An 18,904-nucleotide genomic window follows, 5' to 3' on the forward strand; every position below is an offset into this window, starting at 1 on the left:
TCGTTGGGTGTGAATCGGCCGTAGCGGTTTTTACAGGGTCATTTGTACCGGATGGCCTTTGCGGGTGACGATCTCCCACACGCCGTCGTGGTTCGATACGGATTCGGCGCCGCTGATTTTGGGCGTCGTGCCGGTCGGGAAGGGATCGGCGAGCCGGATGGTGCCGCCCATGGTCGGATCGATTTCGACCGTGGTGACTTTGCCCTGTTCGCGGGTGGCCGAGATCAGGAAGGCACCCTGTGCGCGGAGCTGTCGGAACGAGGCGTCTTGCCACGAGGCAGGGATGGCCGGGAAGATGCGGACGGTGCCGGTGTGGCTCTGGAGCAGCATCTCCTGCACGCCGGCTGCAAAGGCGAAGTTGCCTTCGAGGGTGAAGGGACGGTAGGTGAAGTTGCTTTTGCCGGTGCCGCGCTGTTGGCCATTGGCGTGGAACGAGTTGGAGAGGCAGAAGTAGTCGGCAAAGTCGCGCAGGGCGGCAGCAGCTCCTTCGCCGTCGAGGGCACGGGCTTTCATGTTGCCGAGCCAGCTGTACGAATAGCCGGTCCACCAGGCGCCGCCGTATTGGTCGAGGCGGGCGATGGTGGCGCGCACGGTGCGGGCCTGATCTTCATCCCCGGTGACGTCGAGCAGCGAGAGCGGATGGACGGCCATGGCGTTCGAGAAGTGGCGGTGCGATTCGTTGTAGGGGTGTCCGTGGGCGAAGGTCAGCGCGCCGATCGAGTCGAGGTCGAAGGCGGGCAGCTCTTTTTCCAGTGCGGCCCAGTGGGCAGATTCATCGCCCAGTTCCAGTGCGGCAGCCATCTCGGTGGCTTCGCGGAAAGCGCTTTTGATGAGGGCCAGGTCGAAGTTGGTGATGGTCGGGAACCACGCTTTCGGGCTGTTGTCATAGATTTCGGGGCTGGAGCTGATGCGCAGCGTGCGTTGCCCTTGCTCGTTCTTGATGGTGATCTGCTCGAGGAAGGTGGCCACCTCTTTCAGGTAGGGGTAACCCATCTCGCGCAGGAAGTCGGGGTCGGCCGAGTATTTCCAGTGGAGGTAGAAGTGGTGGGCCAGCCAGGCGGAGATGGTGGGCGAGAGCGAGTACTGGATCCAGCCGCCCATCGGTTCGCCGGTGAGGGTCGCTACGCCCGGCACGGCGAGCCCGTCGCAGCCGAAATAGGCGCGGGTGTAGGTACGGTTGGTCTCGCGCTGGTTCCAAAGGGTCCGCAGATAGCCGAATCCTTCGTCGAGGTAGTTACCGGTGTAGCAGGGCCAGTAGCTCAACTGGGTGTTAAGGTCGTGGTGCACGTCGCCTTTCCAGGGCGGCAGCAGACCGTTGTCGGCGGTCCAGACGCCCTGCAACGGAATGATGGGCGAGTTGTGGCGCGTAACGCAGCCGAGCTTGTAGATTTCGCTGGCGTACTGGCGTTCCAGCACTTTGTCGGGCAGGCTGATCGAGGATTTGTCCCAATACTGCTGCCACCATTGACGGTGCTCCTTGTAGTCGCGGCTGATGGAACGGGCGATGGCTGCTGCGGCGAGTTCCTGTGCCTTCTCGGGTACGAGTGACGAAGTGACGGACCATACGCCGATCAGCCGTCCCTTGGCGATGCGGTACTCGATGGCTACGTCGTAGCTGAAGTCGCCGTAGCCGGGCTGGTGGTAGGTGATTGTTCCGCCGTCGGCACGACGCTGGTGGTCGACCTGCCCCTGTTTGTAACCCAGACGGCGCAGATCCTGACCGCTGACGGGGTCGGCTCCGGCAATCGCGCTGGTCGACTGGTAGCGGGGGGTGATCAAGTTGGGCAGCATGTCGGCCGACACGCCGTTGAACTCAAACCAGCCGATCGGCTGGGTAGCGCTGACGAAGCTCTGGAGCGTAGCGCCGTTCTGCCACTCGACCTCGGCCAGTGCACCGGAGAGGGTGAGACGGGCCGAACGGACCGGACCGAGGGTGCTGATGTCGAATTCCAGGGCGGCGCCGGGAATCTTGGACGGGGCGGGCAGTTGGTCGTAAGGGGCGTCGAGTTTGCGTTGTACGGCGCCATACGTGCCGTTCTTCCACTGTTGGTAGACCCATTCATAGCTGAATCGGTCGCCCGAAAGGCTGTCGGTGGGGCGCAGGTCCCAGAGGTCGATCCGGTCGAGCGACATGCGCAGGGCAGAGTCGCGCTGCCAGATCAATGAACCGACAAAAGCGTTGCCTAATGGCAACGCTTCGTCCCAGCTGTGGGCTAATTGTTCGAATACAAAGTCGTTGGGTGTTCGTTCGGCTTTCAGACTCTGGGCCGAGGCGGGGAGCGATCCGCTCAGCAGCAGGGTCGCCAGACCAACGAATAGGGTGGCTTTGGGGTGCATAACGATTTATTGTAGTTGAAAGGTTAGTTTCCCTTTGAGGGTGTCGCCCTGTTTGATCCGGATGCGTCCGTCGGTGAAGGGCGATGAGTAGAAGGGTTCCGAACCGCCGTTGTTGTAGTCGGCTACGAGCATCTGGATGCAGCCGTCCTGCTGCCAGCAGCGCAGTGCCTGGCTGCCGTTGCCGATCAGGGCGATGCCGTGGCCGTTGCCGTCGGTCAGCGAAGCGGTGAGGATGCCGGTGCGGGTCGAACGGAAATCGACCGAACCCATGGTGTTGGCGTCGTCTTTCCATGCGCCTTGCGGAATCTCGCGCCAGGCTTCCACTTCATACTGTTTGCGGGCATTCAGGCGTGCCGTTCCTTTCGGGCGGGCGATGTCGTCGTCGGGGTAGACGGTGAATTCGGCTTTGCGATCCCAGTTCAGCGTCTCCATGGTGCGGGGCAGCTGGAGCACCAGACCGTACTGACGCGGATCGACCTCTTTGGCTGCGGTGATTTCGTAGCTGACTTCGATTCGGCCGTCAGGTTGGAAACGGTAGGAGACTTTCCCTTTGTCGCCGCCGAGGTAGGCGAGTTCGGTGTCGACGCGGACCTCACCGTCGGCGGTCGTGTTGTGGTTGAAGGTGGTGGCGTACAGCACGAGGCTCGGATAGCTCTTCTTGGGGTAGAGCTCGTTCTGATAGGTCTCGTTGGCCACGTGGGGTTTGTCGCCGTTGTCGGCGTTCATCGGCACGAGGCTGAAGGCCGGACCCTGAAGCAGCAGGGCGGTGGTGCCGGCTGCGGCTTTGGTCATCAGACCGGTGGTTTTGCTGAAGACGACGGTGTACGGGGTTCCGTTGTCGGCCGTACCGGTGATGGTCAGCGCACCGGGAGTCTCGTTGCTGTTCCAGCGTACGGAGCGGCTCGGGGCTGCGGCGGCCGGCGTTTCGGCGGCGAAGAGTTCTTCGGCGCAGACGTGTCCCTGCGGGCCGGTCACGCGCAGATAGATGCTCTGGTCCGGAGTGGCGGGGATCACGATTTTACCTTTGCCGCGGGCGGGAATATCGGAGGTGATGGGTTGAAGCGCACCGTCGGGTTGGCCGGCTTCGATGGTGATCTGGTCGAAGTCGGTGAAGTCATAGCGGTTTTCGACCGTCAGTTCGATCCCTTCGGGGGTACGCTGCTGAGCAACGATGCGGAAGGGAGTATAGGCGCGTTTCATCGCGGTGTATTCGGGTTTCGGGCGGCGCCATCCGTCGATCGGGCCCCAGGGACCGTAGCCGACGATGCGTCCGTCGGGCAGGTGGAAGGTGTCGTCGATGCCGCTCCACAGTGCTCCGCCCAGACAGCCGGGATGGTAGTACATGGTGTCGTAGAGTTGCACGAGGGGCTGGCCGAAGGCGGCGCGGATGCCGGGGTCGGTAGCCAGTTCGGTGCGGTTGTAGCAGCTCAGGTGGGCATATTCACCGAAGAGTACGGGGCGTGACATGGTGTCGCAGGCGGCGACGGCGCTCAGCCACGGGTAGTGGTAGTTCCAGATGTCAGCTTGGTTGCCGCCATTGTTGTAGCCGCCCCAGCACTGGTCGTGGAAACTGAAGGGACGGGTCGGGTCGAGGCTCTTGACGGAGTCACGTACCTGCTGCCACAGCGGCGACCAGTAGGATTCGTTGCCCATTGACCAGAGGATGATCGAGGGGTGACGTCGGCCGGCCAGGATGTTGTCGACGTTGGCGCGGAGCATGAAAGGCAGGTATTGCTCATCCTGGTAGTTCCATTTGCCCCAGATGGGCGAGGCGCCGTGCTGGATCCAGCAGAGGGCGGCTTCGCATTCGACGAAGAGACCCAGTTCGTCGCAGGCGTCGAGGAACTCTTCCGAGGCGGGATAGTGCGACGTGCGGATGTAGTTGCAGTTGCCGGCCTTGAAGATTTCGGCATCGCGGCGGCAAAGCTCGGGGGTGAGGCTGCGGCCGCGCAGCGGGTGAACTTCGTGATGGTTCACGCCGTGCAGTTTGACGGGGCGTCCGTTGACGAACAGTTGGTTGCCGCGGACTTCGACCTGACGCAGACCGACGCGCTGGCGGTTCTCCTGAACGCTCTTGCCGTCGACTTTCAGTCGGGTGGTCAGTGTGTAGAGGTAGGGCGATTCGGGGTTCCACAGGTGGGCGTTGCGCACGGTGAGCCGGGTGGACGCCGGACTGCCGTTGACGGTCTGGCGTGCCGTGGCAACGGTCTTGCCGTCGCGGTCCTGCAACTCGTATTCGAGGGTGGCGGGCTGCGAGGTGCCGTTTTCGCAGGCTACTTCAGCAATGGCTTCGAGCGTGGCGTTACGGTAGCTCTTGTCGAGGGTCGTGCGCAGGTCGAGCGAGGCGATGTTGGTCTGCGGCAGGGCAAAGAGGGTTACTTTGCGGAGCAGGCCTCCCACGGTGTGGGCAGCGTATTGCGACAGGCAACTGAGCCGGTCGCTGACGGTCAGTGCCTGAACGTCGACGCTCAGTGTGTTGCTGCCGCTGTGGACAGCGCCGGTGATGTCAAACTCGAAGGGTACCATGCTCCCCTCGTGCTGGCCGATCTCCTGGTCATTGACGCGGACGGTGGCGTGCGAGCTGACGCCGTCGAAATGGATCTTGATCCGCTGGCCCTGCCAGTCGGCCGGCAGGTCAAAGGTGGTGGTATAGGTGGCGGTTTCGCCTTCGCCGACATGGAAACCCTGCATGGTCCATTCGCCGGGCACCTCGATGGGGGTGGGGGCGGTAGTCGGGGTGCGGAAATTCCACGTTCCGTTCAGACTTTGCGAGGGGGTGGTGGTCCCGGCCACGGTGTGCGGACGGGGCGACAGACGCGGCAGGCTGTTTGCCTGTGCGTGGAGCGTGAGGCTGGCCACGGCGGCCAGCAGCAGACTGGTGACTCTTTTTTTCATCGGTAGTTGAATTCGGTCTTTGTTTGGGTAGTGCAAAGATACGGAACCGATTTTGGATGATTCACGTGTCGGGCCTCCTTATTCGGGTCGGATTGGGACACGCTACCGGCTAACATGTGTACAAAACGGAACTACCCTTCGGACGGGGGCTTCCTGTATTTCGGAGGGTATGGTTTTCCGGGTCGTTCGCGGAACCGTATGGAGTGCGAAACGGCGATGGTGGCAGAAGAACTGGCGGGTCTGAAACATGGGGTGTGACGGGGGGTTAGCGGGTCAGGTTTTTGGGTGAGCGGCCGGTCTGCCGGCGAAAAACGCGCGAAAAGTATTGTGGCGACTGGAATCCGCAGGCAAAGCAGACCTCCTTGACGGAGAGTTCCGTGTGACGGAGCAGTTCGATGGCCCGGTCGATGCGTACCTGTGTAAGGTATTCCAGCGGCGAGAGGCCGAGGTAGCGGTCGAACAGTTTGCGCAGGTAGCGGCTGCTCACGCCTGCCGTGGAGGCCACTTCGATCATGGTGATGTCGTTGGCGAAGCGGTCGCGGATGCACGATATGGCAGCCTGCATGGCCGGGTCGGTGCAGAGCGGAAGATAAGTCTGGTTCAGGTAGCGGCGGAGCAGGATCAGCAGCTCGGTGTAGTAGAGGAGTACCAGCTGGGGGTAGTACTCGCGGCGTTCGTCGAGTTCGTTGACGATCTGCTGTACGGCCTGGGTGATGCGCAGGTTGTTGGCGATGCGGACCAGGCGGTTGGCTTCGGGATTGTCGGCCGAAAAGAGGGTGTGGGCGGCGCTTCCGGGCGGCACGAGGATGTCGGGCTGGAATTCGAGCTGGATCAGGGTAGCTCCTTCGGGGCCGGCTTCGAAACGATGGTCGGTGTCGGAGCCGATAATCATCATTTCGTCGCGTTTGAAGCTGGCGCTTTCGTTCTCCAGCCGCAGGATGCAGTTCCCCTTCTTGACGTAGTTGATCTCGATGCGGCGGTGGCGGTGCGGGCCGTAGGTCTCGTATGGACGGAAGGAGATGATGCGCGATACTTCGGCCAGCCGCGTGTGTTGCGGGTCGTCCGTGATCGTTTTGAGCAGTTCCCAGATGGATTGTGCCGATGGTGTCTCCTTCATCCCGATTGATGGTGTGTGTAAATCGGGACTAAAGTTAATCTTTTTACTCGGATTTGCGATGCAGGGTCAGAAGATTGATCTCGGGCCATGCGCCGAACCGGAACGGGACGGTGCCGCCGGCTCCGAGCGAAACGTACAGGGTCTGCTTGTTCTCACGGTAGGTGCCTCCCCATTCGGGGTAGCTCCAGCGGGCGGGCGTAAAGGAGCCGATCTTGAATTGCATGGCGTGCGTATGGCCCGACAGGGTCAGCTGGATGTCGGTTCGGGGAAGCACTTCGCGACGCCAGTGGGTGGGGTCATGGCTCAGCAGAATCTTGAAAGTGCCGTCGGGCACTCCGCTCAGGGCGCGCGGAAGGTCACCGCGTGAGGGGAAGGGTGGGCGGCCGCTGTTTTCGACGCCGATCAGGGCGATGCTGTCCGTGCCGCGGCGAACGATCCGTGATTCGTTGAGCAGCAGGTCCCATCCGAGGGCACGCTCCCGGTCCTTGAGCTCCGTGAGGCTGCGGGCGGCACCGTCGGGCGAGTCGTAGTGGCGGTAGGTGCAGTAGTCGTGGTTGCCGAGGACGGAATAGACACCGTCGCGGGCGTGAAGGCGCGAAAGGGTCTCCATAAAGGGGGCCAGTTCGTCGGGCGAACTGTTCACCAGGTCGCCGGTGAAGACGATCAGGTCGGGATCGGCCTGTAAGACTGCGTCGACAATTCGTTGCAGGTGGGCGGTGTCGCTGCCGAAGGTTCCCACGTGCAGGTCGGAGAGCTGGACGATGCGGTAGCCGTCGAAGGTGGCAGGGAGTCCTTCCGAAACGATGGCGGTCTCCCGGATGCGTACGTCTTTCCAGCCGCGGACGAATCCGTAGGCGAAGGCTGCGCAGGTGACAAGGGCCACCAGCCCGCCGAGGATGTTGCCGACCCATGCGGCGTGGGGAACCGCCAGCCCGATGCCTCGTCCCAACAGCGATACGAGGGTGAAGCAGAGTTTCGGGGCCGACACGCAGAGCAGCAGTCCGAAGAAGAGTCGGATCAGCCACTCCTGGTGGCCGCCGAGCATCCACAGCCCCATCGAGGCGAGTGCCGCGGCCGTGGGTAGCCAGTAGACGATGTTCCAAAGCAGGGCCGTGTTTCCGCGTACGAAGGTGAGCCAGATATACAGGTCGGGAAGCAACAGCAGCAGTAAAAAGAGGATCAGAAACAGGGTCATGGCTAAGGGTCGGGTATCGAGTTATGAGTGATAAACGGTTTTCGTTGGGTTTTTATTGGGTTGCATCGCGGCGTGTGCGCTGTCGGTGTTGCATCTGACCGAAGATTTATTCGCTGTTGATGGTTCAGTTCCCCTTTGGTGAAAGCCGTAGGGCACGGGTCTGATGAATAGCCTCAGGCTGATTGAGCGGTTTGTGGTAATCATCGTTGGCTGTCTGTCGATGCAAGGCTGCAACGGATTGCAAAAATAGGTTTTAGGATGAAAACCGGTGTGGTGGAGTGCCGCGGAAGTGCCCCGATGAGTGCCGGGAACTTCTAAATAACGCGTTGGGGACAATGGTTGCAGGGCTGAGTGCAAAGACAATGATAGCTGAAGCTTCCTGGGCCTCAGCTATCGCAGTGTTGTAACGGCCGTCGTTTATGGTAGGTGTTATGGAATCCGCGGAACTCGATGCCGGTTCTTGTGAGGGTGCTTTACAGACGGTGTATCGCTTTCATGCGAGCCGTCGTGCGCGTGAGGAACAGAGAACAAGAGCATTAGGAAGGTTCCGACTGTAATGTCAGCTGCGAAAGCGATGCTTTATGTAAAAGGTGCTATTCTATATGTAAACCAGTCTGATAAGCCTGCTCCATGGCGGGAGATCCTTCGATGTCGCCGATCTGCCAGGCGCCGACCCCATAGATGGTTTCACGTTCGATCGGGTTTTCCAGGCAGTCGAGGAAGCCTCGAAAGGCGTCGATCGTGCGCTCCATGTCGGCCACGTTTTGTTCGGCCGCAGAGATGATGAAGTAGAAGATCTTGTTTTTCATCTCCAGATAGCGGGCACAGGCCCGGTCGATCAGGGTCTTCATCTGTGCGCTGACGGTGTAGAAATAGACCGGGGTGGCCATGACGATCACGTCGGCAGCGACCATCTTTTCCAGTACGGCTGCCGCGTCGTCGTGCTGGGGACACGGCCGCTCGCCGTTGTAACAGGTGCCGCATCCGGTGCAGTAGTGGATGTTGAGGGTGCGGAGGGTTATTTTCTCGACCTGATGGCCGGCTTCGAGCGCACCGGCCATGAAACGGTCGCACAGACGGTCGGAGTTGCCGCCTCGCCGGGGCGTGGAGGAGATAATCAGAACGCGTTTGCTCATAGAGGGTTTTGTTGAGGGTGGAACACTGGGCGTTTCGCTTCGGACGGCACGTGGCACGGGGCGTGGCAGTGGGTCGAAACGGAAACACGACAAAGGTACGGAGTCGGTCGTTGCGGCGGCGTAGATGGATTACGGATTCTGTTACCTGAATTACGGGTGAGGGGAACCGGCATGCGTAGGGGTACGGGGGGATTGTGGGAGAAAGAGGTTCTCCGCGGGTATTCTCGCCGCGGGTTTGAAATGGTGGGATGCAAGGCAGGGGGCTGCGGAAGAGAGGGTGGTGTGGCGATGGCGGGCAGTGTCTGGTGCCCGATAAGGTATATCGATTCCGGATTCTCTTACCCGAATTACGGATTCCGCCCGGAACTGGGGTTGGAAACGGCTGAAAGCGTGTATCTTTGTTCAGAATGCTATACGAACGATTATGGAAAAGGAGATTCTGAACGTCGACACGGTCGATGCGTACAATAAATTGCTGGGGGTCGAGACGCTCCATCCGCTGGTGAGTGTGATCGATATGTCGCAGTGTCCGCCGATGCGCCACATGCGCTACTCGTTTGGGGTGTATGCGATTTATCTGAAAGAGGTCAAGTGCGGAGACCTGCGCTATGGGCGTCACTATTACGATTACCAGGAAGGAACGGTGGTCTGTATTGCGCCCGGACAAGTGGTGGGAGGCGAGGATACGGGCGAAATGTTCCAGCCGAAAGGGTGGGCGTTGCTGTTCCACCCCGACCTGATCCGTGGCACCTCGCTGGGACAGCACATGAAAGAGTATACGTTCTTCTCGTATGAGTCCAACGAAGCGCTCCACCTTTCGGAACGTGAGCGGACCATGGTAGTCGAATGTTTTCTGAAGATCCGTCACGAACTGGAACATGCCATCGACCGTCACAGCAAACGGTTGATTGCCATCAATATCGAAATGCTGCTGGACTACTGCCTGCGGTTCTACGAACGGCAGTTTATCACGCGTGCAGAGGTGAATCGCGACGTGCTTACGCGTTTCGAGACGCTGCTCGACGACTATTTTGCCGGAGACCGTGCGCTGCGTGACGGTTTGCCATCGGTGCGCTACTGCGCAGGTGAATTGTGCCTCTCGCCCAACTATTTTGGGGATTTGGTCAAAAAGGAGACCGGCAAAACGGCTCAGGAATATATCCAGCTGAAGCTGATCGGTGTGGCCAAGGAGCGGGTCATGGATCCGGCCAAAACGATCAGTCAGGTGGCCTACGAGTTGGGCTTTCAGTATCCCCAGCACTTCACACGTCTGTTTAAAAAGGTGACGGGCTGTACGCCCAACGAATATCGAACGCAACGCAATTAGTTTTGTGTGCTGCCCTATAGCGTTGACGGAATAACTCCGGGCTGTTCGCGAAGGTGCGTTTTTTACTTGATTGTTTATTGGTTTATGCGGGTCATCGGTCGCTGTATGGAGGCGACCGGTGACCTGTTTTTTTAGACGAAAATGTGTAGAAAATTTCGGATGGAAATTGGGTAAATGATATTTTTAGTACTATATTTGAAAGTAAACAGGAGTGGGAAGTAGGTGATGTGGGATCCTGTAAGGTTTAAAGTCGTGCTTTTGATTATCAGGTATAAATCATAAAAATCAAGAAAATATGAAATCGAAATTTACCTGGAGCCTCTTAGGCTTGTCTCTGTTTTTTGGAATGGTCGGCTGTTCCTCCTCGAAGCAGGAGACGACAAAAATCCCTGTTATCACGATCGATCCCGGCAAGCAAATGACCGCGGAGGAGATGGCTCAATACTTTACGAACGATCGGCTGGTCATCCTGCGCGGAGCCATGCTGGGCCGGATCGACCGGATTATCGACTGGGGTGACCGTTTTGTGATTTTCGACGGCAAGGAGCAGCAGGCGGTGATCTTCGATACGACCGGGAACTGCATTGTGCAAATCAAACGGCAGGGGAAGGGCCCCGGTGAATATGTTCATGTGGGGGATTGTGCGGTCGATCCGTCGACCGACGAGCTGGTGCTTCTTGCAGACCAGCCCGGCAAACTGCTCTGGTTCGACCGTGACGGGAAATACCTGCGGGAGAAAAGGGTATCGGCCTGTATGATGGAGCTTGCGGGGTCGGGCGAGACTTGGTATGGATTGAATTGTGAAGTGTCCGGGAATACTTTGACCCGTATCGCTCCATCCGGAGAGGAGACCCCGATGCTCCCCCACCTGCCCGGTCTGCCGAATGCGAATGCCGGGAAATCACTGCACTCGAATGGCAAAACAGTATTATTGAGCCGGCCTTTCGACTATACGATCTATGCCCTGAATGAAGAGTCCGGCGAGTTTGAACCGTTGTATAAATTGGATTGGGGGAACGAAGGGCTGTCCGAGGCCCAGTTGACCGAGAGTCTGGATATGGATCAGATTCGCCGCGACCAAAAGACCTATCATGTGGCCCCCGTGGGGCAGGTGGGGCCGTATCTTTTTGTGAGGGGGATCTCTTTTCATGTGTCGTTTGGGCTGATGATCAATCCGCAGACGGGTGAGATGAAAAGTCTGGGCTGGACTACTCCGTTCGAGTCGCTGGACTGCTCAATAGGTGGGTACAATCTGGTGGAAAATCAAGACCGGTATATCGCACATGAGATTTTACCGATCATACTGGAATCCTGGAGCGAGACGTTGAAAAGCAAAGGCGAACGGAATGCCCAACTGGATTCGGTGATGGCGGCCAATACGGAACAGAATCCCGTACTGCTATTCCAGGATGTAAAATAGGAGGGGCGAGGCGAGGTTTCATCTGTTCCAACGAAGTGGCCGCAGATTTGTTGGGCCGCCAGCTTCCCGATAGTTGCAAGTATTGGATGAAGAAATTAACTTAAAACAAATGAAAGACAGTGCTTTGGTGAAGTAGATCGTCATAGGATTGTTAACCAATGCAATATGAAGAGAATCCGGCTGGAGTAGCGTGGAGCACAGCTGGGGGGGGCGAACAGACAGCGCGTCCGGTTCTTTCGAGTAAAAGAACCGGACGCGCTGCTTTGGGGAGCGCCGGGGCGGAAACTCGGTTGAGACGGTCAGCCTGGAATCCGACCGCGGCGGGCCTGGGGCGGCGGTGCTTTGGGGGCCGCAGAGCCCGCTCGCCAGAATCTGCTCGGCAGGGGCCGTGGAGCCGGGGACGCGGCACGAGGTACGGCTTATGCGTTTTGGATGGCGGCTCCGTCGTGGAACGCCTGGCCGACCACTTCGCCCAGGACACGATAAGTGTGGGTAGCCGAGTCGAACGAAAGGGGGCGGAGCTTGCCCAGATCGATCGTACCGGCCTCGTCGAGAATCGACTCGTCGGCCTGCATATTGACCACTTCACCCACAATGCGCATCTCGCCGAGGGAGGTTTCCTGCATCTCGACCACTTTGCACTCCAGGGTCAGCGGAAATTCGTCGATCACGGGCGCGTCGACGAAGGCGCTCGGGGTGACGTGTACGCCGGCGCGTTCGATTTTGTTCTCTTTCCGGCCCGACACCAGCCCGAAGTAGTCGGCCACGGTCAGGTGGTCGGCATCGGCGACGCTCACGGTGAAGGAGCCTTTGAGTTGGATGTTCTCGGTTGTTTTGTGTTTCGGGGAGAGGTTCAGGGCTACGTGGTGGGGACCGCATTGGCCGCCCCAGGCTGCGTTCATGGCATCCGGAGTGCCCTGTTCGTCGTAGGTGGCGATGATCAGTACGGGCAGCGGGGCCAGTACCGTTTTGGTGCCGAAATTCTTTTTCATGTCGATCGGTGTTTATCTCCAGTTCATAAACATTTTGACCGTCTCGGGATCGTGGTGGTCGAAGAACAGGCTCTTCCCGGTGTCGAGCGTCGCGATGGCCGCCATATCTTCGTCGGTCAGTTCGAAGTCGAAGATACGCATATTTTCCTGCATTCGTTCCGCATGGGTCGATTTCGGAATGATAATGACGTCGCGCTGGAGCAGCCAGCGCAGCGCAACCTGTGCCGTGCTCTTGCCGTAACGTTGTCCGATCTGGCTCAGCAGCGGATTGGTAAACAGTTGGTTGCGTCCCTCGGCAAAGGGCCCCCACGACATGATGCGGGTGCCGAATTCCGCCAGATATCGCTGGGCCTGGGTTTGCTGGTCGAATACGTGTGTCTCGACCTGATTGACGGCCGGGACGACCTCGACGTTGCTGGCCAGGTCGATGAAGTGGTCGGGGTAGAAGTTGCTGACTCCGATTGCGCGCAGTTTGCCTGCCCGATAGGCCTCTTCCAGTGCACGGTAGGCGCCGTATCGGTCGCAGAAGGGCTGGTGGAGCAGCATCAGGTCGATGTGGTCGGTTTGCAACTTGCGCAGGCTCTCGTCGATCGATGCCCGGGCTTTCTCGTAGCCGTAGTTCGATATCCAGATTTTGGAAACGAGGAAAATGTCGTTGCGGTCGATCCCGCTTTTGCGGATGGCGTTGCCGACCTCCGTTTCGTTGTGGTAGGCCTGGGCTGTGTCGATCATGCGGTAACCGATCCGCAGTGCGTCGCTGACGCAACGTTCGCACTTGGCGGGGCTGACTTGGTAGACGCCGTAGCCGATCTGAGGCATCTCGACGCCGTTGTTCAGGGTGATTGTTTTCATGGCGCTGACGTTGGGTTGGTGGAGGCTGGATGGATGGAACGACCCGTGCCGAACGGGTGGAAGCGATCCGTGGCAGAGAATCGGCCCAATGGGGGGCGATTCTTTCACTCCACCAACAAAGTTACCGGAATTGAGGCCGTTTCTGCTTACGTGAATTACGGGTTCGTTTACCCGAATTGCGGGAAGTGCGGAGGGTGGGCTGAAGGGTGGGGGCGTGTCGGCTACAGATAATGTCTGATAATCGGGAAATCCGGATGTAAAATTTTGAAATTCAGCTCTCTGTTTCTTTAGTTTGGCTTGGTTTTTGCCCCGCACTCTTGTTATTAACCTTTAATCCTTGATCGAGATGAAAAAGTATATCGCAGAATTGATCGGGACGATGGTGCTTGTCCTGATGGGGTGCGGTAGCGCCGTCTTTGCCGGAAGCGTCGCCGATTCGGTCGGCGCAGGGGTCGGTACGATCGGTGTGGCACTGGCCTTCGGTCTGTCGGTCGTCGCCATGGCCTATACGATCGGTAACATATCGGGTTGTCATATCAATCCGGCCATTACGCTGGGAGTCCTGCTCTCGGGGAGGATGAGCGGCAAGGAGGCGGCCGGATACATGGTCGCTCAGGTGGTTGGCGCTATCCTCGGATCGGCCATTCTCTATGTGCTGGTCGCCACCGGCGGGCACGGTGGACCGACCGCTACCGGTGCTAACAGCTTCAGTGAGGGCATGATGTGGCAGGCTTTTGTGGCCGAAGCTGTGTTTACGTTTATCTTTGTTCTGGTGGTCCTCGGCTCTACGGACGAGAAACGCGGGGCCGGGAATCTGGCGGGGCTGGCCATCGGGTTGACGCTGGTGCTGGTTCACATCGTCTGCATCCCGATTACGGGAACTTCGGTGAATCCGGCGCGGTCGATTGGTCCGGCTCTTTTCGAAGGCGGAGCGGCACTGTCGCAACTCTGGCTCTTCATCGTGGCTCCGCTGGTGGGGGCCGCACTGAGTGCCGCCGTGTGGAAAGGAATCGCCGGCAATCAAAAGTAGTGTCCCTTCGCAGTCGATAAATTTATGTTAAACAGGCAGCCTTCTCTTTGAAGAGAAGGCTGCCTGTTGTGTGTTGATTGGTCTGTCGAACGTTTTAAGGCAATGCCCGTGGGTGTTTCGTAGCTCCAGCAAGTTATCTGGACGACGAATGCAGGGTGGAGCAGGGGTGGTTGTTCTTAACGATTAAGGTAACCGGATGAGTTGATGTCTTATGCAGTTCATGCCTAAAGTCTCTGCGCTTTCCCTGCCGAGTGAGTGCTTTGGAGGTAGATACAAATTCGTTTCGCGGCTGGGAGTATCTCCGAAATGCACCGTTATTTCATTACGCTCACTTCGTCCACAAAGAACCAGGAGGGGTGGCCGATCCCGTAATGCCACGAAGGACAGGTCTTGGTGCCGACAATGTCGACCCGAATATATCTCGCTTTGACGGGCTGATCCTTGTGGGCGGTGATTTGAACGAATTTGACTTTCGGAGTGCGGTCTTCGGCAATCTCCTGCTCGCCGAAGAATTCGTAATGCTGGTTATCGCTGGAGGTGGAGTAGGTCACTTTCTCGGGCAGCAGAATCCAGGCTCCCAACTGATGCAGAAAGTCGCTTTCGACGGTGGTGAACTCCATCTCCTGGCCCAGATCTACGATGAAACTTCCGTCAACGCCTTCCCAGCCGACCCAACTTTCGACGAAGGTCGTGCCGCCAAACAGGCCGTCGGTCAGCGCCGTCTCGCCGAGTTGCCGGTATCTGGGAGCCGGGGCATTGATCCAGATGATCTTCGCTCCTTTGGCCAGGTTGACTTTTTTGCTGGGCATATACCGTTCGCGATAGAGCTGGCAGTATTCCGCCGGGGGATTGCTTCGTTCGTTGAGTGTCCGTACGTTGAAGTGGGTGCAGCGTTGTTCGAACAGGTCGAGTTTGGCTGCGGTTGCTGCAGCATCTTTTACCCCTTCGGCCCGAATGATCTCCAACTCTGCGTACTGAAGCGGAAGACGCGACAGACGTACCCGTTCGAGCAGCGTGGAGTCGTCGCATACGGCCTCTTCGGCCTGGTCGAACAGCTCGTTGTAACGTTTGCGGCAGTTGAAGTTGAGCATACCGTCTTTGTGGGTGACCGGCGAGTCGTAGATCCACAGCTCTTTCTGACTGGCCAGCAGGCCGCCTTCGAGCAGTTTCTCATATTGGTAGAGGTAGGGGGCTGCGGCGCCGTAGTAACCGTTCATGAAACTGCGCATCAGCGAGTCGCTGTTCTGATCGGGGTTCCACATCAACTTGCTGACCATGTAGGCGCGCATCTCGGGGAAACAACTCCCTTTGGAACCTCCGATCTGCGAAAAGTGCATGGTTGCGTGGTGTTTTTTGAACAGCTGGATGTTCTTCTGAAGAATCGGGAAGTTGGGAAACGGGGCGACCATATTGTCGAAGTTGATGCCGTAGTCCCAGATAAACAGGTTGTTGCTGATGGCTGACCAGCCTTCGAGCGCCCGGACGAAATCGCGTCCCGAGGCGTTGTCGGTCAGGGGCACTTCGCGTTTGCAGTCAATGTCGCAGAGCATGATGTTCACGTTGGGCAGGGGTTTGACCTCCCGCGGCGGGTGCATCGTAAAGAGGTAGGCCAGCGTCGAGAACTCTTTGTCGGGGAAACGCTCGGCCAGTCGGTTCATAAAGTGAATCAGACTGCCCGACGGGCCGCCTTCGCGTTGGTCGAGCTCCTTGCAGGCGGGGCAGCTGCAGTTGGTGAAGTTGCCGTCATTCTGGCTCACGGAGATCATCTTCATGCCGGGGTTGGCCTTGAAGATCGAATCGATCTTGGTGCATACGACTTCGAAAAGTTCCGGATTGGTCAGACACCACTGGCTGGCTTTGCCGGGGCGGCGTTCCCCTTTGATGAGGGAGTAGAACTCCGGATGACTTTTGCCGTAAACATCCGATGGCAGGATCCGTTCAAAGGTGTGTACCCAATATCCGCCGGCGAAGGTCTCCTGGGGCTCTTCGAACCGGAACCAGTCTTTGTATACGGGGTCTTCGGCCATGGCGTAGCATTGGCTCTGACGGTAGCGGAATGCCGGATTTTCGGCCAGGTCGATTGCGGGGAGGTGCACATCTTTGCTCTCGGTCAGGGTATAGGCGTTGGCTCCGTAGTAGGAGACTCCGAGATAGCGTTCGAGCAGGGTCACGACACCGTAGATCGATCCTTTGTCGCCGCCGCTGCTGATGTACAGACGGCCGTTGTCGGTTTTGAGGCGGAATCCGTCTTCGGTCAATCCTTGCTGATTGCCGTCACCGATCAGGATGTCGCCTTTTCGGGGCTGGTCAGTATCCGTTATTTCGAGTCGGGCACCGCTGATGCGTTGGACGAAATCCTGCAACAGTTCGGCGGCTCGCATGTCGGTCGGGATCGCCGGGTCTGCAATGATGCGGGCGGCGGGCTTGCCGTTTTGTACGATTTTCATCTGGGCTGACAGTGGAGTGATCGAAATCAATGCTCCGCCGAGCAGACACAACCATTTGGAGGCTTTCATATGTCAGGTGGGTTAGGGTGAGGAAGGTTGGGTTTGTCGTGGATAAAATTAGTAATTTTTTTGATACTGCCGGGGCTCTTCTGTCTGATTTGTTTGCGCGTGTATGAAATAATGATCCGCTGTTCCGAGTACAAAAAGGGCTGCATCCCTAACAGATGCAGCCCTTTTGTTGGAGGTAATGATGGATGGTGAAGAATGGCCTGTTCGGTCGCGACGTGGGGGAACGGGCTGTCTTTATTGGGCAGCCTGTTGTGCCAGGTAGGCATCGTACATGTCGAGTATCCAGGCGTCGTTTTCCTCAGCCTCTTTTTTGTGTACCTTGCCTTCGGGGCCCTTGAACCATTTTTTGCAGAAATCTTTCAATCCGGGATATTTCGGGTCCATGAGTACGGAGTTCACCAGGGTGTAGGGGTAGACAATGCCGTCGGGGTCGCTGTGAAAACGAACTCCAAAGTAGGTGACCAGTTGTCTTCGCGCCATGTTCGGGCCTGTGGCAGCCCAGACTTTCCACCAATATACGGTTGCGTTTTCCCCCACCTTGTCGACGCAGAACAGTCGCTGGAGGGTGTGGTAGCGGTCGGCAAAGTTGGGCTTGGCCAGCGGATGTGACTCCCAGCGGATACCGTCGGGGTTGTCCTCGGTTACTTCGGTGTATTCGATGCTCTCGACATCGTCAGCCGTGTATTCGATCGGCTCTTTGTCGTCGGGTGTCTTGGTGATTTTGAACGAGAAGTTCTCGGTCTTGAATACCGAACTCTCGGCGTGCCATCCGCGACGGATATAGCCGTCGACTTTCTCTCCCGATTTGAGGGTGACGATTACGTGTTGCGATTCCGGGTCTTTCTCTTTGGCCTCTGCCGGGATCAGAGTGCTGAAGGCCGCGAATAATGCTGCGGCACACAGAATAATGTGTTTCATCATGTGTTTGTTTTTGAGGGTTAGTGATCCGGATGAGTCGGGACATAATCTCGAAGCATCAGGATCGTCTTGTTGCGGTTGGTATGTGTTTGGCGAATGTGGCTTGATAGTTCAGGGTCGTCTTGAATGTAGTCGGCGATGCGCTCGCGAAAGGTGTTTTTGGCATTGCGACTGGCGGAGCCGACGCTTTGAAACGTCTGTTCTCCGTGTTTTCGCAGGTAGTAGGCCGTGCGGGATTGGCTGAGCATGCCTTGTCGGTGCCAGATTTGTATCCCTCCGTTATTGTCGATGCCGTAGCCCTTTTTCGAATAGACGCCCACGCAGATGTATGGGGTCTCGAAATAGATCCATAACCAACCGGCTTCGGCCGAGGGGATGAATTTGCGTCGATGTTCCGGGGTAGTGGCGTGCCAGCAGACAATCGAATCGATGTCGTTCAGTCGATATATCTCTTTGGTTTGTTCTTTGCGGTAGGCTTCGCGAAATAATTTTACAGAGCCGAACCGTTTCGGCAGTTTGATGCGGTCGTTTTTCCCGCATTCTATGACGGATCCGTTTTTCAGATAGATACATCCTTTGACAAAGGATGCGGCATGAACGGCTCCGAGTGTTGCAACACACAGTAGGGCTAGGAAAACAACTTTTATTGCTGACGAATGTTTCATATACAGTTGTTTGTCTATGTGTTGTCCGTAAAGATAAATAATAATTGTTGGAAATCAAAGAAATATAGGTGTTGCGTCTATTGAAATTATGGATATTGCCGGATGTGGCCAGCTGATCTCATGGATTTGTGTGAAACTATCTGTGAAACATTTTGGGTCGAAACAGCTTTTTGGGGGAAAATTATTGTGGGTTTTCAGCGGGATGAATTGTACTCCGAGCCAGTAGAATAAAGGTTTGGCACCGGATTTAACTTACTGATACACAAAATAAGAAGGCAGTCTTTTCGGACTGCCTTCTGAAGAGCGGAAAACGAGACTCGAACTCGCGACCCCAACCTTGGCAAGGTTGTGCTCTACCAACTGAGCTATTTCCGCAATAAATCTTTATTTACCAAGGTTGGGTCTGTCTTCAAACGTCTTCTCTCCGTTTCGAAAGGCTGTGTTTTATCAACTGAGCGTTTCCCGTTTGTTTGCCGCGACATTTCCTTGGCTTGCGGGTACAAA

13 protein-coding genes and 1 tRNA gene are annotated in these 18,904 nt (G+C 57.5%); 3 read left to right on the forward strand and 11 right to left on the reverse strand.

Annotation, left to right across the window (positions count from 1 at the left end):
- Positions 1–30: 30 nt before the first annotated feature.
- The 5 genes from BQ5379_RS00560 to BQ5379_RS00580 all read right to left on the reverse strand — a co-directional run bounded on the left by BQ5379_RS00560 (position 31) and on the right by BQ5379_RS00580 (position 8,680).
- A complete protein-coding gene (locus tag BQ5379_RS00560) occupies positions 31–2,337 on the reverse strand; it encodes a glycosyl hydrolase family 95 catalytic domain-containing protein (RefSeq protein WP_143039351.1) in 2,307 nt (768 codons plus the stop codon).
- A gap of 6 nt (positions 2,338–2,343) precedes the next feature.
- Positions 2,344–5,232, reverse strand: coding sequence for a glycoside hydrolase family 2 (locus BQ5379_RS00565; RefSeq protein WP_071133631.1), 2,889 nt, complete (start codon positions 5,230–5,232; stop codon positions 2,344–2,346).
- Between the two features lie 265 nt (positions 5,233–5,497).
- A complete protein-coding gene (locus BQ5379_RS00570; protein ID WP_071133632.1) occupies positions 5,498–6,349 on the reverse strand; it encodes an AraC family transcriptional regulator in 852 nt (283 codons plus the stop codon).
- A 43-nt stretch (positions 6,350–6,392) separates the two neighbouring features.
- Entirely contained in the window at positions 6,393–7,544 is a 1,152-nt protein-coding gene (locus BQ5379_RS00575) for a metallophosphoesterase (protein ID WP_071133633.1), read from the reverse strand.
- Between the two features lie 593 nt (positions 7,545–8,137).
- Positions 8,138–8,680, reverse strand: coding sequence for a flavodoxin family protein (locus BQ5379_RS00580; protein WP_071133634.1), 543 nt, complete (start codon positions 8,678–8,680; stop codon positions 8,138–8,140).
- 424 nt (positions 8,681–9,104) lie between these two features.
- Here BQ5379_RS00580 and BQ5379_RS00585 point away from each other — a divergent pair, with 424 nt between their 5' ends.
- Entirely contained in the window at positions 9,105–10,007 is a 903-nt protein-coding gene (locus BQ5379_RS00585; protein WP_071133635.1) for a helix-turn-helix domain-containing protein, read from the forward strand.
- A gap of 295 nt (positions 10,008–10,302) precedes the next feature.
- On the forward strand, positions 10,303–11,427 hold the full coding sequence (locus BQ5379_RS00590; protein ID WP_071133636.1) for a 6-bladed beta-propeller: 1,125 nt from the start codon (positions 10,303–10,305) through the stop codon (positions 11,425–11,427).
- A 419-nt stretch (positions 11,428–11,846) separates the two neighbouring features.
- Here BQ5379_RS00590 and BQ5379_RS00595 read toward each other — a convergent pair whose 3' ends face one another.
- Positions 11,847–12,419 carry a flavin reductase family protein gene (locus BQ5379_RS00595; RefSeq protein ID WP_071133637.1) on the reverse strand — a complete coding sequence of 191 codons (573 nt, stop codon included), beginning with the start codon at positions 12,417–12,419 and terminating at the stop codon, positions 11,847–11,849.
- Between the two features lie 12 nt (positions 12,420–12,431).
- A complete protein-coding gene (locus BQ5379_RS00600; RefSeq protein WP_071133638.1) occupies positions 12,432–13,271 on the reverse strand; it encodes an aldo/keto reductase in 840 nt (279 codons plus the stop codon).
- A gap of 346 nt (positions 13,272–13,617) precedes the next feature.
- On the opposite strand from BQ5379_RS00600, the gene BQ5379_RS00605 reads away from it, so the two are divergent.
- Positions 13,618–14,301, forward strand: a complete 684-nt coding sequence (locus BQ5379_RS00605) for an MIP family channel protein (RefSeq protein ID WP_071135480.1) — start codon at positions 13,618–13,620, stop codon at positions 14,299–14,301.
- 314 nt (positions 14,302–14,615) lie between these two features.
- Here BQ5379_RS00605 and BQ5379_RS00610 read toward each other — a convergent pair whose 3' ends face one another.
- The 4 genes from BQ5379_RS00610 to BQ5379_RS00625 form a co-directional block, all read right to left on the reverse strand.
- Positions 14,616–16,817: a DUF4838 domain-containing protein gene (locus BQ5379_RS00610; protein ID WP_071133639.1), complete on the reverse strand. Its 2,202-nt coding sequence runs from the start codon at positions 16,815–16,817 to the stop codon at positions 14,616–14,618.
- 234 nt (positions 16,818–17,051) lie between these two features.
- Positions 17,052–17,735: a hypothetical protein gene (locus BQ5379_RS00615; protein ID WP_071135481.1), complete on the reverse strand. Its 684-nt coding sequence runs from the start codon at positions 17,733–17,735 to the stop codon at positions 17,052–17,054.
- A 20-nt stretch (positions 17,736–17,755) separates the two neighbouring features.
- A complete protein-coding gene (locus tag BQ5379_RS00620) occupies positions 17,756–18,400 on the reverse strand; it encodes a hypothetical protein (RefSeq protein ID WP_071133640.1) in 645 nt (214 codons plus the stop codon).
- Positions 18,401–18,702: 302 nt separating this feature from the next.
- Positions 18,703–18,775 (reverse strand) — tRNA-Gly (locus tag BQ5379_RS00625).
- Between the last annotated feature and the right edge of the window lie 129 nt (positions 18,776–18,904).

This window comes from Millionella massiliensis (assembly GCF_900104655.1).
Lineage (GTDB): Bacteria > Bacteroidota > Bacteroidia > Bacteroidales > Rikenellaceae > Rikenella > Rikenella massiliensis.